Source organism: Pseudochrobactrum sp. B5, from assembly GCF_001939785.1.
GTDB classification, from domain to species: domain Bacteria; phylum Pseudomonadota; class Alphaproteobacteria; order Rhizobiales; family Rhizobiaceae; genus Pseudochrobactrum; species Pseudochrobactrum saccharolyticum.
Genome location: NZ_MOYL01000001.1, coordinates 1,334,933 through 1,360,635, shown reverse-complemented (window position 1 = coordinate 1,360,635; position 25,703 = coordinate 1,334,933). Strand labels below are relative to the sequence as shown.

General features: G+C 52.2%; 23 protein-coding genes. 15 read left to right on the top strand and 8 right to left on the bottom strand.

Annotated elements, in window-relative coordinates:
- Window positions 1-113 precede the first annotated feature (113 nt).
- From BKD14_RS06060 to BKD14_RS06030, 7 genes are all read left to right on the top strand, one after another.
- Window positions 114-1,073 (top strand): DUF2232 domain-containing protein, encoded by a 960-nt coding sequence (locus tag BKD14_RS06060; RefSeq protein WP_022712185.1) that lies wholly within the window; start codon window positions 114-116, stop codon window positions 1,071-1,073.
- Between the two features lie 42 nt (window positions 1,074-1,115).
- The gene (gene rplI, locus BKD14_RS06055; protein ID WP_022712186.1) at window positions 1,116-1,685 is read left to right on the top strand and encodes a 50S ribosomal protein L9; all 570 of its coding nucleotides are present in this window, start codon (window positions 1,116-1,118) and stop codon (window positions 1,683-1,685) included.
- A 322-nt stretch (window positions 1,686-2,007) separates the two neighbouring features.
- A complete protein-coding gene (locus BKD14_RS06050) occupies window positions 2,008-3,297 on the top strand; it encodes a cyclopropane-fatty-acyl-phospholipid synthase family protein (protein WP_075654626.1) in 1,290 nt (429 codons plus the stop codon).
- A 202-nt stretch (window positions 3,298-3,499) separates the two neighbouring features.
- Window positions 3,500-4,168, top strand: a complete 669-nt coding sequence (locus tag BKD14_RS06045; protein WP_075654625.1) for a hypothetical protein — start codon at window positions 3,500-3,502, stop codon at window positions 4,166-4,168.
- A gap of 196 nt (window positions 4,169-4,364) precedes the next feature.
- Window positions 4,365-5,876, top strand: coding sequence for a replicative DNA helicase (locus tag BKD14_RS06040; protein WP_075654624.1), 1,512 nt, complete (start codon window positions 4,365-4,367; stop codon window positions 5,874-5,876).
- A gap of 11 nt (window positions 5,877-5,887) precedes the next feature.
- On the top strand, window positions 5,888-7,291 hold the full coding sequence (gene radA / locus BKD14_RS06035; RefSeq protein ID WP_075654623.1) for a DNA repair protein RadA: 1,404 nt from the start codon (window positions 5,888-5,890) through the stop codon (window positions 7,289-7,291).
- 299 nt (window positions 7,292-7,590) lie between these two features.
- Window positions 7,591-8,166 (top strand): CvpA family protein, encoded by a 576-nt coding sequence (locus BKD14_RS06030; protein ID WP_022712192.1) that lies wholly within the window; start codon window positions 7,591-7,593, stop codon window positions 8,164-8,166.
- 54 nt (window positions 8,167-8,220) lie between these two features.
- Here the strand turns inward: BKD14_RS06030 and BKD14_RS06025 are convergent, their stop codons facing one another.
- Together BKD14_RS06025 and BKD14_RS06020 are read right to left on the bottom strand one after the other, a co-directional pair.
- Window positions 8,221-9,438: a DUF418 domain-containing protein gene (locus tag BKD14_RS06025; protein ID WP_075654622.1), complete on the bottom strand. Its 1,218-nt coding sequence runs from the start codon at window positions 9,436-9,438 to the stop codon at window positions 8,221-8,223.
- Window positions 9,435-10,052 carry a TetR/AcrR family transcriptional regulator gene (locus BKD14_RS06020; protein ID WP_075654621.1) on the bottom strand — a complete coding sequence of 206 codons (618 nt, stop codon included), beginning with the start codon at window positions 10,050-10,052 and terminating at the stop codon, window positions 9,435-9,437. The genes BKD14_RS06025 and BKD14_RS06020 overlap by 4 nt, the downstream gene beginning before the upstream one ends.
- Before the next feature lie 449 nt (window positions 10,053-10,501).
- Here BKD14_RS06020 and purF point away from each other — a divergent pair, with 449 nt between their 5' ends.
- The 3 genes from purF (at window position 10,502) to BKD14_RS06005 (ending at window position 13,608) form a co-directional block, all read left to right on the top strand.
- Window positions 10,502-12,076 carry an amidophosphoribosyltransferase gene (gene purF / locus BKD14_RS06015; RefSeq protein WP_083646827.1) on the top strand — a complete coding sequence of 525 codons (1,575 nt, stop codon included), beginning with the start codon at window positions 10,502-10,504 and terminating at the stop codon, window positions 12,074-12,076.
- Window positions 12,077-12,137: 61 nt separating this feature from the next.
- On the top strand, window positions 12,138-12,878 hold the full coding sequence (locus tag BKD14_RS06010; RefSeq protein WP_075654620.1) for an SDR family NAD(P)-dependent oxidoreductase: 741 nt from the start codon (window positions 12,138-12,140) through the stop codon (window positions 12,876-12,878).
- A 190-nt stretch (window positions 12,879-13,068) separates the two neighbouring features.
- Window positions 13,069-13,608 carry an AAA family ATPase gene (locus tag BKD14_RS06005; protein ID WP_245293562.1) on the top strand — a complete coding sequence of 180 codons (540 nt, stop codon included), beginning with the start codon at window positions 13,069-13,071 and terminating at the stop codon, window positions 13,606-13,608.
- A 57-nt stretch (window positions 13,609-13,665) separates the two neighbouring features.
- Here BKD14_RS06005 and BKD14_RS06000 read toward each other — a convergent pair whose 3' ends face one another.
- Window positions 13,666-14,271: a TIGR00730 family Rossman fold protein gene (locus BKD14_RS06000; protein ID WP_022712198.1), complete on the bottom strand. Its 606-nt coding sequence runs from the start codon at window positions 14,269-14,271 to the stop codon at window positions 13,666-13,668.
- Window positions 14,272-14,594: 323 nt separating this feature from the next.
- On the opposite strand from BKD14_RS06000, the gene BKD14_RS05995 reads away from it, so the two are divergent.
- The 4 genes from BKD14_RS05995 to pssA all read left to right on the top strand — a co-directional run bounded on the left by BKD14_RS05995 (window position 14,595) and on the right by pssA (window position 19,777).
- Window positions 14,595-15,905 carry an Ig-like domain-containing protein gene (locus tag BKD14_RS05995; RefSeq protein ID WP_075654618.1) on the top strand — a complete coding sequence of 437 codons (1,311 nt, stop codon included), beginning with the start codon at window positions 14,595-14,597 and terminating at the stop codon, window positions 15,903-15,905.
- Window positions 15,906-16,081: 176 nt separating this feature from the next.
- On the top strand, window positions 16,082-17,968 hold the full coding sequence (locus BKD14_RS05990; protein WP_075654617.1) for an ABC transporter ATP-binding protein/permease: 1,887 nt from the start codon (window positions 16,082-16,084) through the stop codon (window positions 17,966-17,968).
- Window positions 17,969-18,254: 286 nt separating this feature from the next.
- Window positions 18,255-18,953 carry a phosphatidylserine decarboxylase gene (locus tag BKD14_RS05985; protein WP_075654616.1) on the top strand — a complete coding sequence of 233 codons (699 nt, stop codon included), beginning with the start codon at window positions 18,255-18,257 and terminating at the stop codon, window positions 18,951-18,953.
- Window positions 18,953-19,777, top strand: a complete 825-nt coding sequence (gene pssA / locus BKD14_RS05980; RefSeq protein WP_022712203.1) for a CDP-diacylglycerol--serine O-phosphatidyltransferase — start codon at window positions 18,953-18,955, stop codon at window positions 19,775-19,777. Before BKD14_RS05985 ends, pssA begins: the two co-directional genes overlap by 1 nt.
- A 72-nt stretch (window positions 19,778-19,849) precedes the next feature.
- On the opposite strand, the gene rarD is transcribed toward pssA, so the two are convergent.
- The 4 genes from rarD to cysS form a co-directional block, all read right to left on the bottom strand.
- Window positions 19,850-20,770 (bottom strand): EamA family transporter RarD, encoded by a 921-nt coding sequence (gene rarD / locus BKD14_RS05975; protein ID WP_075654615.1) that lies wholly within the window; start codon window positions 20,768-20,770, stop codon window positions 19,850-19,852.
- 118 nt (window positions 20,771-20,888) lie between these two features.
- Window positions 20,889-22,502 (bottom strand): citramalate synthase, encoded by a 1,614-nt coding sequence (cimA, locus tag BKD14_RS05970; protein WP_075654614.1) that lies wholly within the window; start codon window positions 22,500-22,502, stop codon window positions 20,889-20,891.
- A 57-nt stretch (window positions 22,503-22,559) separates the two neighbouring features.
- Window positions 22,560-23,039, bottom strand: coding sequence for a GFA family protein (locus BKD14_RS05965; protein ID WP_075654613.1), 480 nt, complete (start codon window positions 23,037-23,039; stop codon window positions 22,560-22,562).
- Window positions 23,021-24,535: a cysteine--tRNA ligase gene (gene cysS / locus BKD14_RS05960; RefSeq protein ID WP_075654612.1), complete on the bottom strand. Its 1,515-nt coding sequence runs from the start codon at window positions 24,533-24,535 to the stop codon at window positions 23,021-23,023. The genes BKD14_RS05965 and cysS overlap by 19 nt, the downstream gene beginning before the upstream one ends.
- A 367-nt stretch (window positions 24,536-24,902) precedes the next feature.
- Here cysS and BKD14_RS05955 point away from each other — a divergent pair, with 367 nt between their 5' ends.
- Entirely contained in the window at window positions 24,903-25,085 is a 183-nt protein-coding gene (locus tag BKD14_RS05955; protein ID WP_075654611.1) for a hypothetical protein, read from the top strand.
- Here the strand turns inward: BKD14_RS05955 and BKD14_RS05950 are convergent.
- Complete coding sequence (locus BKD14_RS05950) at window positions 25,059-25,673, bottom strand: LysE/ArgO family amino acid transporter (protein WP_075654610.1); 615 nt, start codon at window positions 25,671-25,673, stop codon at window positions 25,059-25,061. The two genes, BKD14_RS05955 and BKD14_RS05950, sit on opposite strands and share 27 nt — an antisense overlap.
- Window positions 25,674-25,703: the final 30 nt, after the last annotated feature.

Below are 25,703 nucleotides of genomic sequence, written 5' to 3'. Positions count from 1 at the left end.
TAAAAACCGGAATAAATGATTTAGTGGCCGCAAGGTCAGGTTGGGAACAGAGCGCTGAAGCGATCGTTCTCTAACTGCAACCGGAAACTTCCGGGCAGGACAGCAGGATTAAGATGAATTACAATAGCAAACATATCGGAACCGGTGTTCTTGCGGGGCTTGCAGCCGCGCTGCTGGCGTCCGGCGTGCTGGTTCAATCCGGCCTTGCTATGGTTCTCTATGTCCTCACCCCTCTTCCTATTTTTATCGCCGCACTTGGCTGGGGCACTGCCGCAGGCCTGATTGCCGCTGCGACAGCGAGCATTGCCGTTGCGATTTTCGCCGCGCCTATGGTTGCGGTTCTGATTGCCCTCACCAGTTTCATCCCTGCTGCAACCGGCGCTTATCTTGCCGGTCTTGCGCGACCTGCTCAGGAACTGGGCGGCCCTAAAGATGCACTGGTTTGGTATCCGCTGCCGGACATTATGTTCCGCCTCGCACTTCTGATTTCTGTCAGCTTCATCATCGTCGGCTCGATTATCGGCTATGGCGAAGAAATGGTGCGTGAACTGACCGGTGCGATGATTGCAAGCCTGCAGGCTTCTGATCCGCAGTTCAATGCAAGCGACGATTTCCGTGAAATGCTGCAGCAGTTTCTGCTGTTCGGTCTGCCTGCCATTCAGGCTGCAACCAGCCTGATGTTCCTGACTGCGAATTTCTATCTCGCTCTGCGCATCACTGAACGCTCCGGCGTGCTGCGCCGCCCGCGCGATAACTGGCCTGCAACATTGCGCATGCCGCGCCCTGCTCTGCTGGTTTTCGCTCTTACCTTTGCCGGTTCCATGTTCCTGTCCGGCCCTGCAAGCATGATCGCCACCACTTTCGCCGGTGCGCTTGCTGCGGGCTTTATCATGGCCGGTCTGGCAATTATTCACTGGCGGACACGCGGTGCCACATGGCGTCCGTTTGCCCTGTGGCTTGCCTATTTTCTGCTCATCATCTTCGCATTCTCTGCACTGATCTTTCTGGTATTCGGCCTGCTCGATACATCGCGCGGCGCTCCGCTCTCCAAAGATCCGTCTCAGAATTCATAACCATAAACACATTCAGAACTTAAACACTCAAGGAATAGTCCAATGAAAGTTATCCTGCTTGAACGCATCAGCCGCCTCGGTCAGATGGGCGATACTGTTACTGTAAAAGACGGCTTTGCCCGTAACTTCCTGCTCCCGCAGGGCAAGGCACTGCGTGCCAACGAAGCCAACATGGCTCGTTTTGAATCCCAGCGCGCTCAGCTCGAAGCCCGTGATCTGGAACGCAAGACCGAAGCACAGGCCGTTGCTGACAAGCTGGACGGCAAGAGCTTCATCGTTGTTCGCTCGGCTGGTGAAACCGGTCAGCTGTACGGTTCGGTTTCGACACGTGACGTTGCTGATGTTGTAACTGCTGAAGGCTTCTCGCTGAACCGCAACCAGGTTGACCTGAACCACGCGATCAAGACAATCGGCATTCACACAATCTCGATCGTTCTGCACCCGGAAGTATCGGCCACAATCACCATCAATATCGCACGTACAGCTGACGAAGCTCTGCGTCAGGAAAAAGGTGAAGATCTGTCGACTGCTGCTGCTATCTACGGCATCGAAGAAGAGCCTCTGGCTGAAGAAGTTTTCGACGAAGACTTCGATGGCGAAGAAAACGCATAATCAGCGTTTTCCTACAGATTTCGTATCTGAAAGGCTGCACCGGACATCCGGTGCAGCTTTTTTATTGCCCGTTTATTTATGAAACCATCACGCGAAAATGATTACACTCTCCGTAATTATTTCTGCCCCGCTCTTTCCAGAACAATAAAACCGGCTATTCTTAAAGCGCTGTACCGTGTTTAGCTCTTTGTATTGACGCATTATCCAGCGAAAAACCGCTTTGCACTTTTTCTGGAAATGCGCGAAAGGCGGATACAGGCGCGGAAACTCGCCGCTTCATTCGCCGCTCAACCGGTTCTGCAAGATCGGAGGAGGATGAGACATGAGTAGCATGCTGCATTCGGTTCTGAACAAGCTGATCTCAAGCGGCGATCTTAAAGTACAATTTGCCGATGGCACGACCCACACTTACGGCAACGGCACTGCGCCGCGTGTCACGCTTGCCTTTCACAATAAAGCGGCGGAAAGAGCGATCGCTCTTGATCCGGAACTGAAGCTCGGCGAATGTTTCATGGACGGAGATATCAGTTTTCCGGAAGGCGATATTTACAGCTTTCTCCGGCTGGTCTTTGAGAATACTGGCCCCACGGCGGCAAAAGAGCCGTGGATGCGTATCCTAACCAGATTACGCAAAATTTTCAGACCATTACAGCAAATGAACACGCTGGCACGCTCATCCAGAAATGTGCAACGGCACTATGATCTGAGTGGCGAACTGTATGATCTGTTTCTTGATCCCGACAAGCAATATTCCTGCGCTTATTTTGAAACGCCGCAGACCAGCCTTGCGGAAGCACAACTGGCTAAGAAACGGCATATTGCGGCCAAGCTGCAAATCAAACCCGAAGATAAATTACTGGATATCGGCTGCGGTTGGGGCGGATTAGGTCTGTATTTTGCAGAATTTCTTGATGCGGATGTTACCGGTGTAACCCTGTCTCAGGAACAGTTCCAGATTGCCAATCAACGGGCAAAAACGCACGGGCTGCATCAACAGGCGCAATTTCTGTTGCAGGATTATCGCGAGCTGAACCAGAAATTCGACCGGATCAGTTCAGTCGGCATGTTTGAACATGTGGGTGTTACCCATTATGCTGAGTTTTTTCAGCAGGTTGCGCGGCTGTTAAAACCGGATGGTTCCATGCTGCTGCACTCTATCGGCCGCAGTGACGAGCCTTCCGTCACCAATCCGTTCATTCGTAAATATATTTTTCCCGGCGGCTATATCCCCTCTCTCTCGGAAGTCCTGCCGCATATTGAAAATGCAGGACTGATTATAACGGATATCGAAATTCTCCGCTTGCATTATGCGGAAACGCTCAAAGCATGGCGTGAAGCTTTCATGGCGAACCGCGACAAAGCAAAAGCCATTTATGATGAGCGTTTTTGCCGGATGTGGGAGTTTTATCTGGCCGGATCGGAATCCGCCTTCCGCTGGCAGAATATGATGGTGTTTCAGATACAGCTTGCACACAGACAGGATGCCGTGCCGCTGACCCGTAATTATATTGAGCAAGAGGAAAAGCGGCTTAAGCGACTGGAAATGCGCAAATTCAAAGCTTGCAATGACAGCAGCAGCGAGAAAGCCAGCCCGAAACATCTGGTTTATTAAAGCGCAGGTCAACGGGCTGCAGTTTTGTGACAAATTGACGACACTCTGTTACTCATAAAGTTTTTATCAAGAGATTGTGAAGTTCCGGCGATTGCACCGCTGGTGCGCTTCAGACATTTATCTGTTTGCTTTTACGCGCTCTTTTACCTGAAACCTGCATCGCATCTTTCGGAGCGCTGTTGTTTCAAGGGATAAATATCTGATGCCCAGCGTGCAAACCAAGCTGCACCCACGCCTGAATAAAACAACCCTGCTTGTCTTATCAGCAGGATTACTGGTTCTTCTCGCTTCCTATCCGCTGGCATTCATTCTCCCTGCATGGACATCGTGGGAAAACGGCCCTGTTGAAAATGCTCAGGCAATATTGCTGTTTCTGGGTATGATACAGGCACTGATTTTTCAAAAATCCGGCAGTTCAGACTGGAAATGGTTCTGGCGCAGTGCGGCATTGATCTGGTTTATCTGCGCAGTTCGGGAATTGAGCTGGGGTGCGGTTTTCCTTGAGCCAATCAGCCTTTCCGAGCTTGGCCCTTTCTTCTCATCACGCCAGCTCTGGTACAAACCGGCCATCATGCCGGCATTGATTGCCTCTGTTTTGCTGTTAGCGGTTCTGATGTTGAAAAACGGCTCGCATAAATTGCTCAAACCATTGCAGCAATCCGGCGGGTTGCCATGGGGTGCATTTTTGCTGGCAACGCTGTGCATGATGATTTCAACAGCAGCAGAAGAACATCTCGGTCTCACAACCGGCCTGACCGGCGCAGCCGCTCAAAACCTTGAAGAACTGAGCGAATTGGCAGCCTATATTTTTCTTCTGACCGGACAGTTCCAGCTCCGCTACCACCAGTCTTTGCTGGCGACTGCGGACTAACCTCTATCAAAAGACCCCACGCGACGACTATCTGACAGGCAGTTCTTGCAGCTGCAGCCTGTGAATCGCTGTGAATCATGGTATAGCCGCTTCAACTGCACCGGCAGATTGTTTACACTCCTATTTCAACAGACTCTGATGTCCGGCTTTTTGCCGGATAATTCCCGCTTGATTGCGGCAAAGGATCAAGAACTTTATGGCTGACGCGACTGTTCACAAACTTGAAGAGACACGGGACACCCAGAATTCGCTTTACCGCGAAGCCCCGAACAATATCGAAGCGGAACAGGCTCTTCTCGGCGCGATTTTGATTAATAATGATGCTTTTTACCGCGTTTCGGACTTTCTGAAACCGCCGCATTTTTACGATCCGCTGCATCGCCGTATTTATGAACTGGCGTCCGAGCTGATCCGTGTCGGCAAAATGGCCAATCCGGTGACCATGAAAACCTTCCTGCCTGCCGATGATAAAGTCGGCGACATGACCGTGTTTCAATATGTGGTGCGCCTTGCCGCTGAAGCGGTAACCGTTATCAATGCGGAAGATTATGGCCGCGCGATCTATGATCTTGCCACACGCCGCTCGCTAATTGGCATCGGTGAGGAAATGGTCAATGTCGCCTATGATGCGCCGGTTGATATGGCACCACGTAGCCAGATCGAAGATGCCGAGCGCCGCCTGTTTGAACTGGCAGAAACCGGCCGCTATGACGGTGGCTTCCAGCCTTTCAACGAAGCGGTTAAAACCGCGATTGATCTCGCGGGTGTAGCATTCCAGCGTGACGGGCACCTCTCCGGTGTTTCCACCGGCATCCACATGCTGGATGGTAAGATGGGTGGCTTGCAGTCTTCCGACTTGATCGTGCTGGCAGGGCGTCCGGGTATGGGTAAGACCTCCCTTGCCACCAATATTGCCTTCAATATTGCCGCTGCCTATCAGGGTGAACAGCTGGCGGACGGCTCCATGAAAGCCATCAATGGTGGTGTGGTCGGCTTCTTCTCGCTCGAAATGTCCGCCGAACAGCTGGCAACCCGTATTATTTCCGAGCAGACAGAGGTTTCCTCATCCAAAATCCGCCGCGGTGAAATCTCGGAAACCGATTTTGAAAAGCTGATCGCCTGTACACAGACGATGCAGCGTATTCCGCTTTATATTGACCAAACCGGTGGTATTTCCATTGCGCAGTTGTCTGCACGTGCCCGCCGCCTCAAGCGTCAGCGCGGCCTTGATTGTCTGGTGATTGACTATATTCAGCTGATGACCGGTTCGTCCAAAGCCTCGGCGCAGAACCGTGTGCAGGAAATCACCGAAATCACCACGGGTCTTAAAGCCCTTGGCAAAGAGCTGAACGTGCCGATTATTGCGCTATCACAGCTCTCCCGTCAGGTAGAAAACCGCGAAGACAAACGTCCGCAGCTCTCCGATCTTCGTGAATCGGGTTCCATCGAGCAGGATGCGGACGTTGTGCTCTTCGTGTATCGTGAAGAATATTACGTCAAAAACCTTGAACCACGCGACGAATTCGATCCGAAATATGACGAGTGGAAAATGCACTTTGAGAAAGTCAAAGGCACGGCTGACGTTATCATCGCCAAACAGCGTCACGGTCCTACCGGTACTGTAAAGCTCGCCTTCCAGTCGGAATTCACGCGCTTTACCGATCTGGCCGAAGGCACTTATCTGCCTGAACAATATGACGACCACTGAAAGAGCATAACTTGGCCAAGAACCGGATTCAGTTCATCTGCCAGAATTGCGGCTCGACGCATTCGCGCTGGGCAGGCAAATGCGACGGCTGCGGCGAGTGGAACACACTTGTCGAAGAAGGCACATCCGGCGGTATCGGCTCGGGTCCGGGCAAAATGGCGATGCGCAAAGGCCGTGCCGTTGCGCTCACCACGCTCTCCGGCGAGATTGAAGATGCTCCGCGCATCCAGTCCGGCATCGGTGAGTTGGATCGCGTAACCGGCGGTGGTTTTGTCCGCGGTTCTGCGCTGCTGGTTGGTGGTGATCCGGGTATCGGAAAATCAACATTGCTCACACAGGCCGCTGCGGCTTTAGCACGTCGCGGCAACCGCATCATCTATGTATCGGGTGAGGAAGCGGTGGCACAAATCCGTTTGCGCGCACAGAGATTGCATGCCGCAGACACATCTGTGGAACTGGCTGCAGAAACCAATGTCGAGGATATTCTCGCGACCATTGATACCAAACCGCGCCCTGATCTGGTGATTATTGATTCCATCCAGACCCTGTGGACGGATGCAGCGGACAGCGCCCCGGGTTCGGTGACGCAGGTACGTGCCGGTGCGCAAGCGATGATCCGCTACGCCAAATCAACCGGCGCTGCCGTTGTGCTGGTCGGTCATGTCACCAAAGAAGGCCAGATTGCAGGCCCGCGCGTGGTCGAACATATGGTTGACGGCGTGTTGTATTTTGAAGGCGAAGGCGGCCATCACTACCGCATCCTGCGCACAGTCAAAAACCGTTTTGGCCCGACTGATGAGATCGGCGTTTTTGAAATGTCCGATAAAGGTTTGCGGGAAGTCTCCAACCCGTCGGAACTGTTTCTTGGTGAACGTAATGAAAAGGCTCCGGGAGCTGCGGTATTTGCCGGTATGGAAGGTACCCGTCCTGTTCTCGTGGAAATTCAGGCTCTTGTTGCTCCATCCACCCTCGGCACACCGCGCCGTGCTGTTGTCGGTTGGGATAACAGCCGCCTTTCCATGACCCTTGCCGTGCTCGAAGCCCATTGCGGCGTGCGCTTCGGTCAGCATGATGTTTATCTCAATGTGGCCGGTGGTTATCGTATTTCCGAACCGGCAGCTGATATGGCTGTAGCGGCGGCGCTCGTCTCATCGCTTGCCGGTATTCCGCTGCCTGCCAATAGCGTTTATTTTGGTGAAGTCAGCTTGTCGGGCGCAGTACGTGCCGTTGCCCATGCTGCGCAACGCATTAAAGAGGCGGAGAAACTCGGTTTCAAGCAAGCCGTTCTGCCTCTCGGCGGTGGCGAATTATCACGCCCACGCAATTTCACGCTGACAGAAACCGGCTCCCTACCCGATCTGGTAGCACGAATTGCTGCTTCCGGCCCCGGAAAGAATGCGCAGAACCGAGATTAATACAGTTTCACTACTGCTGAAAATCGGGAATCATAGGCTCTCTGCAACTTAAAATAACGGATGCGGAGCATTAACAACCGGACATAGGCTGTAATTTTTACAGGCTATAACGGCTTTAAATTGCAATCAGCTCCCGAATTAGTGATTTATGAAAGAAATTCAGGTTAATTTTCGACGACAAAAGTGTCACAACTCTATCGGACTGACGCGAGACACTGTAAATCTTTGAGCTGCGGCAATTATGCCCGCACGAAATTATATGTCCCGAGGGACAGACCGACACAGAGGAATTAGGCAGGATGCCGATTACATTGCTAGACGGAATTCTTATCGGGGTAACCCTCGTATCGGCCATTCTGGCCATGGTACGCGGATTTTCGCGCGAAGTGCTTTCGGTGGCATCCTGGGCTGCGGCAGCTCTGGCCGCCTATTTCTTCTATAAGCCTGTCGTGCCTTACCTGCAGCCATATATCAGCAATGAAACCATTCTGAATATCGCGGCAGCCGGTTCGGTCTTTCTGGTGACATTGATTGTTGTATCAATCATCACCATGAAAATTGCCGATTTCATCATCGACAGCCGTATTGGTGCGCTTGACCGCACACTGGGTTTCATTTTCGGTGCGGCACGCGGCGTTCTGCTGGTTGTGGTTGCAATGCTGTTCTTCAACTGGCTTGTGGCTACAGATCAGCCAAGCTGGATCACCAATGCCAAATCCAAGCCGATGCTGGATTCCCTTGGCCAGCAGCTGGTGGATATGCTGCCGGAAGACCCTGAAACCGCAATCATTGAGCGCCTGAAGCCGCAATTAGGTACCCAGCCTTCCGCGCAGGATGTGCCTGAGAATGATGTACCGGCTCAACCGGCAAACTAAATTCAGTTCCCATATTTAACAAAAACGCCGGCAGATAAATCTGCCGGCGTTTTTTTATGCTCCCAATCTGGCATTCGGCTTTCGGAAATCCGGCCAGCGCCCGATTGTCAAAGCTCTCAGCAACCATTCCAGCGGCCCGTAATAATAATGGCGCAGCCACCACCGGCTCACAAATAGCTGGACACTGAAAACAGACAGGCCAATCAGCACATTAACAATTGCCGTTGTTTTCTCGATCAATCCAAGCCCGAAGCCGTAGAAAATGAAACTGCATATCAGCGATTGCAGCAGATAATTGGACAATGCCATACGCCCCGCCGGAGCCAGTGCATCACGCCAGAACTGGCCATGTTTTGTGCCGAAAAGCCGGAGCATCAGTGCGATTATACCAAAAGTCAGCAGCGGCGCCGTTACAAGGGTTAATGCCAGACCAAACACTTCCCATTCTGTACCGCTTGCAAACAAACCTGTCAGCGCAGTCAATACCGATGCGGGCAAACCGATCATGATAGCGGCTTTTATTGCCGGTTTCAGATAAGGCCTGTACAGCTCCGGTTGTGCCAAAAACTGGTGCCTGCCTGCCAGAAAACCGAGCAAAAACATAGCCAGTGCACAGGGAGCCTGTATCAATAACAGCAAAATCCACATGGTTTGCAGCTCTGTTATATGCTGCATGATAACTGCGCTAAAACTGCCGCTATAGGCTGTATGAGCCAGCTGCGCTTCAGCTAAGAGTTCAGCAATGTCTGTCTGATCCGGATTCCAGAACAAAGCGCCGACCAACAGCCAGAGCAATGCCGTTAAACCAAACAGCCACACCGCAGCTTTAATCAGCGTGTTGTCCGGCTTGTTTCGCCAATATAATAAAACCACGCCGAGCACAGCATAGGTTGTGAGAATATCGCCATGGAAAAGCAGAACTGCATGCAGCAGACCGACAATCCACAAACCGGCCTGACGCCGTAAAAAACGCGGAACAAAAGCCTCTCCGGCACGCTCTGCCGACTGCATTTGCAGTGTGACGCTATAGCCGAACAAAAAAGAGAACAGCAGATAGAATTTCATCTCAAAGATTGTTGAGATGACCAGTTGCACGAACTCGTTAAAACCAAAGCTTAATTCTGCATCGCTATTTGGAAACCCATAAAAAACGGAAGAAAAGGCCAGAATATTGACCTGCAAAATGCCAAGCAGTGCAAAACCACGCAGGGCATCCACATCCGCAATACGGGATACAGGCTTTGCAGCCGGAGACTGGACATCTGATTTCATTTCTGCGCTTCCCTGCCATTTGCAAGACCAAGCACGCCCGTCATCATTGTTCTCAATGCTGCTTTCTGTTCCTGAGGTTTGAATTGCGGATCAACAGAAACACGGCTGAAAATACCGTCCACCATCACCATCAGACAATGCACGACCGAAGCAGCAGAAAATTGCCGGCTGAACTGTCCACGCTCCATTCCGAGACTGACCAGATATTCCAGTTCCTCACGCATCACACGGGTGCTCAGCCGGTACAAAACACCAATCTCCGCATCCCGCCCTGCCTCTGCAGCAATTTCCAGAGCCAGCGACGCCTGTGCAGGGTCGGAAGCAACATCCAGCACCACATCAAAAAAAGCGTCCAATGCGGCCACAAGATTTTCCTGCTCGCGCAATGTAGCAACAAATATCTGTGTCTGCTGCAAATCCTCTTCAACAATCGCAGCGATGATTGCTTTCTTGCTTGAGAAATAATGAAACAGATTTCCGGTGCTGACGCCTGCCGCCGCACAAATTTGTGCCGTGCTGGTCTGGTGAAACCCCTGCTCCGCGAAACAGGCTTTCGCCGCCTCCAAAATCATCTGTTTCTTTGCCTGATGTTTTTCAGGATCTGTCACGCGCATAGCGCACCTCTAAAATAGACTGAACGCTCGGTTTATTAATTTGAAATCACAGTCTACGCAAGCGATAAAATAATCCACACAGACTGCGACCAAATTGTGCTATTGTTTAAAACCTGAGGAGAACTGTTGTGTCTAAGGACTAACCGCCATATATGAGGCTGAAAATCAGAGGCATATGGGGAGTAATGTCTGCGAAGGAGCAATTTTCCTGCTGAGAACAGCAGAAAACATAATCGTCTCCCGAACACCCTCTTCCTGATGTCCCGCTCAGACTTTTCATCAGAGCTGCATTTTGAGCCTCAGTCGTCTGAACTCTGCGCAATGCTCTGAATTGTTCCTTTTGCATGGCACTGCAACCGGAAAGCTTTCGGTTTTGGGACTATGCAGCAAAAGCACTCTTATGATAGAGAGCATTTTTAATTGCTCTGCAATCGAAAGGCCCAGCGGCTATGATAAGTCATTCCGGTGAAACCGCCCATATTTCGTCAGATCATTCTCAGAAGATCTGCGCCTCTCACACAGGAGAGAGCGGCGGCACAGAACCGCTTCATAATTCTTCCCGTTTTTCCTTTGATGAAGACGCCTTGCATGAAGAATGCGGCGTCTTTGGCATTCTCGGCCATGAAGATGCAGCAACGCTGACAGCTCTCGGCCTTCATGCCCTGCAGCATCGCGGACAGGAAGCGGCGGGTATTGTTTCCTATCATGAAGGACGCTTCTATTCCGAACGTCACATGGGGCTGGTTGGTGATCACTTCACCAATCCGGCAACACTGAAACAGCTGCCGGGCAATCTTTCGATCGGTCACGTGCGCTATTCCACCACCGGTGAAACTGTGCTGCGCAATGTGCAGCCTCTGTTTGCCGAACTGGAAGTCGGCGGCATCGCCATTGCCCATAATGGTAATTTCACCAATGGTCTGAGCCTGCGCCGTCATCTGATTGCCTCCGGTGCGATCTGCCAGTCCACTTCCGATTCTGAAGTGGTGCTGCATCTCATCGCCCGTTCGCGCCTCGCGTCATCCAGCGACCGTTTTGTCGATGCGATCCGTCAGGTTGAAGGCGGCTATGCGATCCTCGCTATGACCCGCACCAAACTGATTGCAGCACGCGACCCTGTCGGTATCCGTCCGCTGGTTATGGGCGAACTCGACGGCAAGCCGATTTTCTGTTCTGAGACCTGCGCACTCGACATTATCGGCGCGAAATATATCCGCGATGTGGAAAACGGCGAAGTCATTATCTGCGAAACACAGGCAGACGGCTCTATCAGCACCACATCCATCAAAGCGTCGAACCGCAAGCCGGAACGTGTATGCCTGTTTGAATATGTTTATTTTGCCCGTCCTGACTCTGTTGTCGGCGGCCGCAATGTTTATGTTGCGCGTAAAAATGCCGGCATTAATCTGGCAAAAGAAGCCCCCGTTGAAGCGGATGTTGTTGTACCTGTGCCGGATGGCGGCACTCCGGCAGCAATCGGCTATGCACAAGCCAGCGGTATTCCGTTTGAGCTCGGCATTATCCGCAATCACTATGTCGGCCGTACCTTTATTGAACCGACACAGCAGATCCGCGCCCTCGGCGTGAAGCTGAAACATTCAGCAAACCGCGCGATCATTGAAGGCAAACGTGTTGTGCTGGTGGATGACTCCATTGTGCGCGGCACCACTTCGATGAAAATCGTGCGGATGATCCGCGATGCCGGAGCCAAGGAAGTGCATATCCGTGTGGCCTCCCCGATGATCCATCATCCGGATTTCTACGGTATTGATACGCCGGATGCGGACAAGCTGCTGGCCAACCAATATCCTGACCTGCAGGCAATGTGCGATTATATCGGTGCGGATTCGCTGGAATTCCTCTCCATTGACGGTCTTTACGAGGCAGTCGGCGGCGAGAAGCGTAATCCGAAAGCTCCGCAATTTACCGACCATTATTTTACGGGCGACTATCCGACCCGTCTGGTCGATCAGGAAGAATTGTCGAATATTCACAATTTCGCATTACTTTCCAGCAACGGCTAAAATCCTAAAAGGCGGCTTTCAGCCGCCTTTACATTATGCAGACTGAAACGGGTGGATTTTTATGAGCTTTGATCTGAGCGGACGCACAGCACTGGTGACCGGCGCATCCCGCGGCATCGGTTATTTTCTGGCATTGGAACTGGCGAAACGCGGTGCCCATGTGATTGCTGTTGCGCGGACTGTCGGCGGCCTTGAAGAACTGGATGATGAGATTCAGGCAATGGGCAATACAGCAACCCTCGTCCCGCTTGATCTGAAAGACATGCCTGCTCTTGACCTGCTCGGCTCATCCATCAATGACCGCTGGGGCAAACTGGATATTCTGGTCGCCAATGCCGGTGTGCTTGGCACAATCTCTCCGGTTGGCCATGTGGAAGCCAAGGTGTTTGACAATGTTATCAGCACTAATCTGACCTCAATCTGGCGCCTGATACGCTCGGTTGACCCGCTGCTGCGCCGTTCTGATGCCGGTCGTGCTATTCTGATGTCCTCCGGCGTCGCTCACACAGCACGCGCATTCTGGGCGCCTTATGCCGCATCCAAAGCTGCGGTAGAAGTGATGGGGCGCTCATGGGCAGAAGAGACCAAACAAATGCCGCTACGAGTTAACTCCGTCAATCCGGGTGCTACGCGCACAGCAATGCGCGCCAAGGCAATGCCGGGCGAAGATCCGGAAACTCTGCCGCATCCGGCCGATGTGGCTGCTAAAATTGTGCAGCTCGCCGATCCGGCTTTGACCATTACCGGCCAGCTTTATGATGTACGTCAGGATAAGTTCCTGCAATATCATATGCCTTCATAAACACATGTCTATAATCGTCTGGCCGGATTATTAATAACCGGCCAGAACTGTTTTTTATCCAATTTTTTCAATTAAATAATATTCCTCGCGGCTCTTTTTATTCGCAGCTCCCTGCTGCCTCATTTTATCCTGCCGCCTTCCCCTCTGAACTGTCCGATTTTTCAATTCCATGAAAACAGAAGGGTCTGTTATGGATCATTTTTATATACTTACCGGCGGCCCCGGCTCCGGCAAGACCACTCTGCTCAATGTTCTCAAACAGCGGGGTTATCAGCATAGTCAGGAAGCCGGACGACATATCATTCAGGATCAGGTGAAAATCAGCGGCAAGGCTTTGCCGTGGCTTGATCCCGCACTCTTCGCAGAAATGATGCTGTCATGGGAAATGCGCTCTCACCTGCTGGCCACACAGGCAGTATCTGACAGGCCGTATTTCTTTGACCGCGGCATGGCCGATATTGCCGGTTACCTCGCCCTTTCCGACCTGCCTGTGCCGGATCACGTGCATCAGGCAGTGAAGCACTTTCGCTATAATAAAACCGTTTTCATCGCGCCGCACTGGCCGGAGATTTATCAGGGAGACGAAGAGCGTAAGCAATCACCGCAAGAGGCTGAACGCACATTTGAGGCCATGCACGCAGTCTATCAAGATTATGGCTTTAACCTATTGGAGCTACCTAAGGCAGATATTGAGGCAAGAGCAGATTTTATACTCGCCCACACAGCTTAATTTACGCAACAAAAAAGCCCCTCACTGAGGGGCTTTTTAAATAGTCATGTAATCTGCTTACATGCGGGCAATAATCTCTTCATCACCGGATGCATCGCCTTTAGCGGCTGCATCAAAGATGTAAGGGATAATTTCTTCCACAGTATCCAGCATTTTAGGCTGCACGCGATGGCCGGTATGGATAAAGCCCTCTGTGCGCATATGATCGAGCATGGCGATCATCGGCTCCCAGAAATGATTGATATTGGCGAAAACCATCGGCTTTTTATGATGGCCGAGCTGTGCCCAGGTCATCATTTCCACGATTTCCTCAACAGAACCGATGCCACCCGGCAGCGTGACAAAAGCATCCGAGCGTTCAAACATCAGCTGTTTGCGCTGATGCATATTCTCGGTGATGATCTGCTCATCGAGCATTTCATTCTGCTTGCCGTCAGCTTCTTTATTGAGAAGAAATGTCGGAATAATACCGGTGACTTTGCCGCCAGCCTTGTAAGCGCCTTCTGCAACCGCGCCCATAATTCCTTTTGTGCCGCCGCCATAAATCAGGCGAAGACCGTTTTCTGCAATGGAGCGGCCAAGAGCCAGTCCTGCTTCCCGGTAAACCGGATTATTGCCGGTTGAAGAACCGCAATAGACACATATTGATCGAATCTTGCTCATGCTTTCTTTTCGCGCGCGGGCTGTTTGCCGTCAAGTTTATGCAGTGAAATCGGCCGCTAATAATCCGTATAAAAAATCAGCTCTTTCACCGCTGTTCCCGAAGTCTTTTTAAAATCATGGCCTTGCACCGAAAACCATGCATGGCTGACATCTTATCGCGCAATATGTGACAAGAATTTTGGCGCTGATATGTGATATTCTTGCTGTAACAATAAAAAAGCGCTAGTTGTTGGCAAATGTGCTGCTTATACATTTGGATTTATAAGCAGACACAGCATGTTATAATATTTTTTTAAGCTTGGTGTTAAAAGGGTCAGCCCCGTATGCAGAATAGTCGTTATGCGCTTGCCGGTTTTGCTGCTGTTGTTATAGCAGGTGGTCTTCTTGCATATTTTAGCATGGCTCCGCAGAAAACGGATCAGCCTCCGCAGACACCTGCTTCAAAAGCAGCAACAGATAACAAGCCTGCTGCGACGACCCAGCCTGAAACTCCTGCCCAGACCGACAAGCCTGTTGCGGCCAATACTGCTGCACCGGCGGATACCAAGCCAACAGCTCCCGAAAAAACAGTGCCTGAGCAGAGTGTCACAGTTCCGGTTTTTGATGTGCTGCGCCTTGAAGGCAACGGCTCACTGGTCATTGCCGGTAAAGCCGCACCGAATTCTGTGGTTGATGTGATTTCCAAAACCCGTGTGCTAGGCTCTGCCAAGGCCGGTGAGAACGGTGATTTTGCAATTATTCTGGATGAGGCGCTGAAAAGCGGCGACTATCAGCTGGTTCTGCGTGCAACTGCGGAAGATAATTCCGTTGCAACATCGCAGCAGACCGCGATCCTCTCCGTTCCTGCAACACCGGATGGTCAGGTTCTCGCACTTGTTGAGGAGCCTGGTCAGGCCAGCCGTATGATTACCACACCGCAGGCCAGTGGCGGAAATGCTGCGCAGACACCTGAGAATAAAGATGCACCGGCAGCTGCGCATGGTAATGATGCTGCTGTTACCCTGCTGCCGGCGCAGGCCGTACAGGGCGGGCTTGCAGAGGGCAATTCGCAGGATGCCGTCAGCATTGCCGTGGAGGCCGTGGAGATTGAAGGCCGCTCGGTATTTGTCGCCGGTCATGCACGTGGTGGTCAGACAGTTAATGTCTCAGCCAATGAGACTTTGCTCGGCACAGCTGTCATCACCCCTGAGGGGCGCTATCTGGTGCAGACCCAGCAGCCGCTTGCTGTCGGTGACTATATTATCCGTGCTGATCTGATGGATAAGGGCGGTAAAATTCTGGCCACAGCGCGTGTGCCTTTCCGTCGCGAAGCCGGTGAGAATATTGCGGCTGTCGCCCCTGCAAGCGCCGCGCAAAATGCACCGGATGCCGGACAGGCCGCTCAGGAAAGCCAGCCTGCCGGAGAGACACAGGCACAGCCTCTGGAAAAAGCGGAAGGCTCGGTGATTATCCGTAAAGGCGATAATCTCTGGACAATCTCCAAGCGCACTTATGGCAGCGGCACGCGTTATACCACGATTTATCTGGCCAATACTGATCAGATTAAGAACCCTGACCTGATCTGGCCGGGACAGGTTTTCGTCATGCCGAAAACCCCGCTCAGCGAGCAGGATGTGAAGCAGAAACTACCGTAAATCCTGTTTCTCCGGAGCGTGTTTGTCTTCCTCACAACATTGTGCAGGCGTTTTGTTTCTATCACGCCTGCAGCTATGATAAGACGATGAAGAAACTTGCAGCAATTCTGCGGCACTTAGACCGCAATACAGCATGAAGGCGGCAGCAGTGACCGTCTGTGGCGTTAAATAAAAAGATGAAAAAACAAAAAACAGTCTCGGCAGAATCCGGTCAGACCCTGAAAACACTGGCGAAACTCTGGCCATATATGTGGCCGAGTGAGCGTCATGATCTCAAAATGCGGGTCGTCTGGGCGACCTTCTATCTGGTCATCGCCAAATTCGTGCTGATGCTGGTGCCTTATTTTTTCAAATGGGCAACCAATGCGCTGGATGGTTCTTTCAAACCGGAAAGCTGGGTGCCGCAGATTTTTGTCGGCGCTTTGATGCTTGTCGTTGCCTATAATCTGGCACGTATTATTCAGGCCGGTCTGAACCAGTTGCGCGATGCGTTGTTTGCCCGCGTCGGCCAATATGCGGTGCGCCAGCTTGCCTATCGTACTTTTGTGCATATGCATAAATTGTCGCTGCGTTTTCATCTTGAGCGCCGCACCGGCGGCCTGTCCCGTGTGATTGAACGTGGCGTCAAAGGCATTGAAACCATTGTGCGCTTCACCATTCTGAGCTCGGTACCGACCCTGCTGGAATTTGCGCTGACTGCAGCGATTTTCGGTTTCGCCTATGGTGTCAGCTATCTGATCGTGGTTGCGGCAACGGTCTGGCTCTATATGTGGTTCACCGTCAAGGCGAGTGACTGGCGTATTAATATCCGCCGCGAAATGAATGAATCCGATACGGATGCCAATACCAAAGCAATTGACTCACTGCTGAATTTTGAAACAGTCAAATATTTCGGCAATGAGGCCATGGAAGCTGAGCGCTATGACCGCTCGATGGCACGTTATGAAAAAGCGGCAACCCAGACATGGACATCGCTTGGCTGGCTGAACTTTGGTCAGGCCGTGATTTTCGGTGTCGGCATGATGATCCTGATGGTGATGTCTGCCCGCGAAGTACAGGCCGGAACCCATACGCTCGGCGATTTTGTCTTCATCAATGCGCTGTTAATGCAGCTGTCATTGCCGCTGAATATGATCGGCTTTATCTATCGTGAAATCCGTCAGGGGCTGACCGATATTGAGCAGATGTTCGATCTTCTTGAAGTTGAAGAAGAGGTTAAAGACAAGCCGGATGCACCGGCGCTGGCTGTCTCGCAAGGGGCAATCCGCTTTAACAATGTCAGCTTTGCCTATGATCCGTCCCGTCCGATCCTGCGCAATATCAGCTTTGAAGTCCCATCCGGCAAGACCATTGCGATTGTAGGACCGTCCGGTGCAGGCAAATCAACCATCTCCCGTCTGCTTTATCGCTTCTATGATGTGCAGCAGGGGTCGGTGACAATTGACGGGCAGGATATCCGCGAAGTGTCGCAGGTCAGCCTGCGCCATGCGATTGGTATGGTCCCGCAGGATACGGTGCTGTTTAACGATACAATTGCCTATAATATCCGCTATGGCCGCCCGTCGGCGACTGAGCAGGAAGTAGAACAGGCTGCCAAGCTGGCGCAAATCGACCGCTTCATCCAACTCTTGCCGGAAGGCTATCAGTCAATGGTTGGCGAACGCGGACTTAAACTCTCCGGTGGCGAGAAGCAGCGCGTCGCGATTGCCCGTACAATTCTGAAAGCCCCGCCGATCCTGATCCTTGATGAGGCAACCTCGGCACTGGACACAGCAACCGAGCAGGATATCCAGCAATCTCTGGATCTGGTCAGCCGTGACCGCACTACTCTGGTGATTGCGCACCGTCTGTCGACTGTTATCAGCGCCGATGAAATTATCGTACTCAAAGACGGTCAGATTGCCGAGCGTGGTACCCATCGTGATCTGCTGGTAGAGGGCGGACTTTATGCTTCCATGTGGGATCGTCAGCGTGAAGCTGATGAAGCGGAAGCCCGTCTGCGTCAGGTTCGTGAAAGCGATGAACTTGGCATTGTTATTCGCGGCGCCCCTGCCGGAGAATGACAGGGCACCGATGATCCTCTATGATGACAGCAGATATTCACGCTGGCTGTTCATTGTTATGCATGCAGCAATGGCGGTTCCGGTGATATCAACATCACCTGAACCGTTTTGATTCCGTGTCGATACGGAATATAAAAAAAATCAAAACCGGTGCTTGCGGTAATGTTCTGTGAGCATTTTGTTATGATAAAGCACGAATATCATGAATTTTGTTGCGCTGTTTGCGCTTAATCATTTTAAACGCTGTTACTTTGCGTTATTGAAGCGGAAAATCTGAGGAAAACCGATGAGCCTGTCCGATACCATTCGCAATACTTTTGTTCCTATCCACCGCGAGGGCTACCCCTTTATCGCAGCATTTTTTGTTGTGTCGCTGTTGCTTGGCTGGTTGTGGGAACCTTTGTTCTGGGTAGGGATGGTGCTGACCATCTGGTGCATATATTTCTACCGTGATCCGCTGCGCATCACGCCGCTGGATGATAAACTCGTCATCAGCTCTGCGGATGGCAAGATTTCTTCCGTTGGCATGTGCGTTCCGCCGGCAGAGCTGGATCTGGGGACAGAGCCGATGCTGCGTATCTGCGTGTTCATGAATGTGTTTTCGGTTCATATCAACCGTGCACCGGTGCGTGGCAAAATCACTGCCGTGATGCACCGTCCGGGTAAATTCCTGAATGCGGAACTGGACAAAGCCAGCACTGAGAATGAGCGCAATTCGGTGCTGATCGACAGCGCCCATGGCACCGTTGCCGTAGTGCAGATTGCCGGTCTTGTAGCCCGCCGTATCGTTTGCTGGTCAAAAGCCGGTGAAGATCTTTCAACCGGCGAGCGCTTCGGTCTGATCCGTTTTGGTTCGCGTAATGATATTTACCTGCCAAAAGGTGCCGTTGCCCGCGTTGCTGTCGGCCAGACGGCTGTGGCAGGTGAAACCGTTCTGGCAGAATTTGATGAAACGCGCACTGCGCCAACTGTGCGGATTGCCTGATGCTTGAAGCACCTTTCCCGCCGCTGGATCCAAATGGCAATACGGAAGGGCGCGGTCCGCGCTTTTCCGAAATTCCGATGCGGATCATCATTCCTAATCTGATTACCGTTCTTGCGATCTGTGCAGGCTTGAGCGGTATCCGCCTTGCCATTGAGCATCGTTTCGAGCAGGCCGTGGCTATGGTGCTGCTGGCAGCCTTTCTCGACGGTATTGACGGACGGATTGCGCGGCTCCTGAAAGGGTCTTCCAAATTCGGTGCCCAGATGGATTCTCTGGCCGATATCGTCAATTTCGGCGTGGCTCCGGCACTGGTGCTCTATCTGTTCATGCTGGATCAGGCCGGTTCTTTCGGCTGGATTGCCGCACTGATCTATACGATTGCCTGCTGCCTGCGCTTAGCGCGCTTTAATGTGATGCTGGAAGATCCGAACCAGCCTGCATGGCAGGGCAATTATTTTATCGGCGTTCCGGCTCCGGCCGGTGCGATGCTGGTTTTGCTGCCTGTTTATTCCGGTTTCCTCGGCGTGCTGCCAAGCAAGGCTCTGGCCTATGGCACCGCAGGCTTCACGATTGTGATTGCCTTTTTGCTCGTCAGCCGTCTGCCGGTTTATAATGGTAAAACCGCAGGCAGCTTTATCCGTCGTGACTTTGTTATGCCGCTGATCCTCGGCGTAGTGATCTATGCCGGTTTTCTGATGAGCTTTACCTGGCAGACACTGACACTGACAGCTTTGGCCTATCTGGTATTTCTGCCTTTCAGTGCACTGGCATGGAAGCGCCGTTTCGCGGCGGAAGAGAAAAAGTCCTCTGAAAATCAGGCGTAAAACTGTTCAGAGAATGAAAAATAAAAAGCCCGCTTTTGAGCGGGCTTTTTATTTGTTCTGTTATTTCTGCTTTTATGCTTTGGCAGCGATCTTATCCGCCCGTGCTTCTTTCAGGATTGACCATGTATAGAGGATCAACCCTGCCCAGATCAGCGCAAAGGCATAGAGCTGCACTGTGTTAAACGGTTCCTTGAAGGCGAAAACAGCAATCAGGAACAGCATGGTCGGTGTAATATACTGCATCAGTCCCAGTGTGGTGTAGCGCAGCAGTTTCGCACCGGTCGCATACATAATCAGCGGTACAGCGGTAACAACGCCAGCCAGCATCAGCAGAGAAATATCCGCCGGTGTGCCGGTAACGAAATGATCCTGCCCTTGTATATACAGCCAGATTGCATAGGCACTGGCCGGAATGAACAGGATAATCACTTCCAGCATGAAACCCTGTGACGGGCCAATCGGCAAGGATTTACGGAAGAAACCATAAAAGCCGAATGACAGCGGCAGAATAATGGATACCCAAGGCAGACCGCCCTGCTCTACAGTCAGCAACACCACCGCAGCAGCAGCAAGGAATACGGCAACCAGCTGTACTCTTGTCAGGCGCTCTTTAAGGAAAATCGCGCCAAGCAGCACATTGACCAGCGGATTGATATAATAGCCCAGAGCCGCATCCAGCGCGTGATCATTGAAAATTGCCCAGACATAGACGCCCCAGTTCAACGTGATCAGGGAAGCTGTCAGACAGGCCATTGCCAATGTGCGCGGATTGCGCAAGGCTGCACCAACATCCTTGGTGCGCCCCATAAACACCAGAATGATCGCTGCGACCGGCAATGACCAGATCACCCGATGCGCCAGCACTTCCACAACCGGAATATGGGCAACCGCTTTCATGTAAAACGGGAAAAGCCCCCAGAACAAATAGGCCAGCATCGCGAAAATAAAACCGCGTGTCGCCTCCGGCATCGCCGCTTGAGACCGGTCACTCATAGTTATCCATCCTCAGATTTCCGGTCTCGGGCTTTATTCTTACAGCGGGAGCCGTTCATTACAATTGCATCAGTAACAACCGGTACTCCCGTTTTATCGGCTCCGCAAACGGCAAATTTTATTCTGCTGCAATATGTCCCGCAAGTTCGCGGTTTTTCATCAGCTTATAGACGACAGAATCCATCAGTGCCTGAAAGGATGCATCAATAATATTGTCCGACACACCGACTGTGCGCCAGCGCTGGCCGCTGGCATCATGCGACTCGATCAGAACGCGGGTGATCGCTTCCGTACCGCCATTGAGGATACGCACTTTAAAATCGACCAGTTCAAGATCAGCAAGCTCTTCCTGATAACGGCCGAGATCCTTGCGCAAGGCAAGGTCAAGCGCGTTAACCGGACCATGACCTTCTGCCACCGACAAGTGCTCCTCACCGTCAATGATGATTTTCACAATCGCCTCCGACACGGTTTTCAGGCAGCCATTGCTGTCATAGCGGCGCTCAACCATACAGCGGAAAGCTTCAACACGGAAAAACTGCGGCACTGCACCAAGTTGCTGACGGGCGAGCAGCTCAAAACTCGCATCCGCGCTTTCATAGGCATAGCCCTGTGCTTCACGTTCTTTGACCAGTGCAATCAGCGTATCAAGATGACGGTCATCCTTAGCCACCTGAATGCCGCGCTTGTTGAGCTCAGCAATAAAATTGGACTTGCCCCCCTGATCGGACACCATGACACGGCGATGATTGCCCACCATTTCCGGCGGCACATGTTCATAGGTTTTAGGCTCTTTCAGCAAAGCAGAAGCATGAATACCCGCTTTGGTAGCGAAAGCTGAACTGCCGGTAAAAGCCGCCTGATCGTTCGGCGCACGGTTGAGAATATCATCAAAAGTGCGGGACAGTTTAGTGATACCTGCCAAGGCATCGATGCTGATGCCGACTTCGAAACGGTCTGCCCAGACCGGTTTAAGCATCAATGTCGGGATCAGCGTGACAAGATTGGTATTGCCGCAACGCTCACCGATACCATTGAGCGTGCCCTGCACCTGCCGCACACCGGCATCAATTGCGGCCAGCGACACGGCAACAGCCTGTTCCGTGTCATTATGCGCATGAATGCCCAGACACTCACCCGGTACAACACTCTTAACAGCACGGACAATGTCACCGACTTCACCCGGCTGCGTACCGCCATTGGTATCGCAAAGCACTACCCAGCGCGCACCGGCACCATAGGCCGCTTTGGCACAGGCCAGCGCATAATCAGGATTGGCTTTAAAGCCGTCGAAGAAATGCTCGCAATCGACAATACATTCCTTACCGGCCATGCGCGCTGCCGTGACTGATGAAGTAATGGATTCCAGATTATCTTCCAGAGAGCAGCCAAGCGCCAGATGCACATGGTAGTCCCAGCTTTTGGCAACATAGGTGATCACATCGCTGGAAGCCTGTAACAGCACTGACATGCCCGGATCATTGGAGGTGGAAACACCCGGGCGTTTGGTCATACCAAAAGCGGCGAACTTCGCCTTTGCCGTATGTTTACGCTGAAAAAAGCTCGTATCTGTCGGGTTTGCACCCGGATAACCGCCCTCAACATAATCCATGCCGAAATCATCCAGCATGGCGGCAATGGCTTTCTTATCCGCAACCGAGAAATCAATGCCCGGTGTCTGCTGACCATCGCGCAGGGTGGTATCATAAATATAGATACGCTCTTTTTTCATTGTTGTTCTTTCCTCCATATCCGTATTTATGCGTGAGATTTATGCATGGCCTTGCGGTCATGTCTCAGTGTCATGATCTGGATGCTGATAAGATACCATAGTGCGCACGAATTCCGCACTTTCAGGATCACGTTCTGTCGTATAGGCAGGCAAGGTGCTCAGCTTGTCCAGATAAGGCAACCTGCCCTCCATGCCCCATTGCACAACCGGCTCAATTTCCTGCGGATTGTCAAAAGCCGCAATGGACAGCGCCAGACCGTCCGGCGCTTCATAGGTCAGCGGTGTGCCGCAACCGGCACAAAAGCCGCGCTGCACATGGTTGGATGAGCGGAACAGTTTTCGTGTTCCGCGCGTCCATTCCAAGGTCCCCTCTTTAACGGAGACCAAAGGAGCAAAATAATTGCCGAAGGCTTTCTGGCACATGCGACAATGACAGATGGATGCGCTGCCCAGCTGCCCCTTCACACGAAAACGCACGGCACCGCACTGGCAGCCGCCGCTGGCGACCGGATTTTCACTCAGCGTTTCACTTCCCATGTTGTCACCCGTTCTCCGCTAGCCGGATCTTTGCCGTCCTTCAGCTGAATATTCTGTGCCAGCAATGAGTCACGAATACGGTCAGCTTCCGCCCAATTTTTTCCGTTGATGAATGCCAGACGCTCAGTGATCTGTCTTTCAACATCTGCCGTGTCGACATCTGCGGCAGCGCTGAACAGATATTGTGCAGCCTCAGCCAATAATTGCGCATCGTGAAGACCAAGCAGGTTGAGACCGGAAACCAGCGCTGCAACATCGCCTTGCTTATAGGCTTTACGCAATTCTGTGAGTGCAGCCCATGTATTCAGATCATCACCAATACTATCCGCAAACACTGTCGCCTTATCCGCAGAGGCAGCAACCGGCTGTTCGGAAATCACCTGATACCACTTCGCCAGTTCCTCACCGGATTCAATCAGACGCTGCTGCGTCCAGTTGATCGGCTCACGATAATGGGTCTGCAACATCGAAAGGCGTGCAGCCATACCGGTCCAGCGACGGCGGAAATCCTCTGGCGCATCTGTGCCCGACAATTGCGGCAGTTCCGATTTCAGCACATCATCAATGGTGATGAAATTGCCCAGAGATTTGGACATTTTCTGACCTTCGACCTGCAGAAAACCGTTATGCATCCAGATATTGGCCATGCGTTCTGAACCAAAAGCGCAGCATGATTGGGCAATCTCATTCTCATGATGCGGGAATACCAGATCAATACCGCCGGCATGAATGTCGAAGGTGTTTTTCAGCGGATCATCGCATTTCAAACCGCCGCCAAACGGCTCCAGCAATTTGGCCATCGACATAGCCGAGCACTCAATGTGCCAGCCCGGACGACCGTGAACCGCAATACCTGCCGGAGACGGCCAGCCCGGCTCCCCCTCTTTGGATGGTTTCCACAGCACGAAATCCATCTCGTCGCGCTTGTAAGAAGCCACATCCACACGCGCACCGGCAATCATCTCATCAAGTGAGCGGCGGGCAAGCGCACCATAACGGGGGCCATGGTCGCCGCTCATGGTTTTAACTGCAAACAGCACATGATCGTCAGCCACATAGGCATGACCGCGCTCAATCAAGCGCTCGATCAGCTGGCGCATTTCTTCCAGATGTTCGGTTGCGCGCGGCTGGCTGGATGGTTCGAGATTGCCAAGCGCTGTTACATCGCTCTGGAACTGCGCATTGGTGCTTTCCGTGACTTTGCGGATAGCTTCATTCAGCGGCAGATCAGGATAATCGCGCACGGCACGCGCATTAATCTTGTCGTCCACATCAGTGAGGTTCCGCGCATAAGTCACTTGGCTCTCACCATAGACATGGCGCAGCAGACGGAACAGCACGTCAAATACAATCACCGGACGCGCATTGCCGATATGGGCAAAATCATAAACTGTCGGGCCGCAGACATACATGCGCACATGATCAGGATTGATCGGAACAAAGTCCTCTTTCCTGCGGGTCAGCGTATTATACAAACGCAATTCAGTGGCAGACATCTGACTTCCCTTTAACATACGGTTCTAAAGCACAAACAAGACTTGCGCAGCCTGCTGGCCGGTGCATTTGTCTGCTTCAAAAGGAAAAGGAAGACGAAAACATCCGAGCCAGCAATCTGCTAGCGAATAATGACCGCAATAATACAAATGGTGTTTGCGAATGGTGTTTTCATGACAGCACTTATCTCTCTGATCCTGTGCCGCGTCAAGAGACAGCTCAGAGATTTTTGTGACCGGCAGTAATCATGACACGCGGCATTACCGCCGTGACATTACCCAGATTTGCGCCCGAATTTGCACATTTCCAGCCATGCTTCAGTCCCATTTTTCACGATAATGAGAGCTGTGAGTAAGGGAAGGAAACATTATGAAAAAGATCTTCAGCGCATCTAAAAAAGATCAGCTTACCGAGCAGTATCGTGCAATCGGCCCTGCATTTTTGGCGGCAGCTCTGCGGTCGGCACCGCGCAGCCATTCCGACGAGAAACGGCTGCACGTTTCTTATCTGCCGTCAGATAAAGCCTTACGGCCACAACAGGCGGCTAAGTAGGCTGAACGCAATCGCCCACATAATGATGCCGATAATGCAGTCGAGAATACGCCATGCCGAAGGTTTGGCGAAAAACGGCTGCAGCAAGCGCGCACCATAGCCGAGCGAGAAAAACCAGACAAAAGAGGCTGTAATCGCACCCAGCCCATAGGCCAGACGCGCCTGCCCTTCAAAACGGGCAGAGAGGCTGCCGACCAGTACGACCGTATCAAGATAGACATGCGGATTGAGAAAGGTCAGCGCCAGACAAGTCCCGACAGCAGCTTTCAGGCTGACCGCACCGCCATTGCCGGCACGCAACCCGTCAGGATGCATTGCACGGCGAAAAGCAGACAGACCATACCAGAACAGAAAAGCAGCGCCGCCGACGGTCACCACTGTAATCAATGAAGGGGACTTTGCGATCAGTGTGCCCAGCCCTGCAACGCCTGCGGCAATCAGCACGGCATCGGACAGAGCACAGATCAGACAGAGAATAAACACGTGCTGGCGCAGCAGTCCCTGTCTCAGAATATAGGCATTTTGCGCACCAATGGCGACAATCAAGGATAGTCCGAGCAGAAAGCCCGAAATTGCTGCTGTTCCCACGATAGACTCGTTCTTGTTAAATTGACGCGC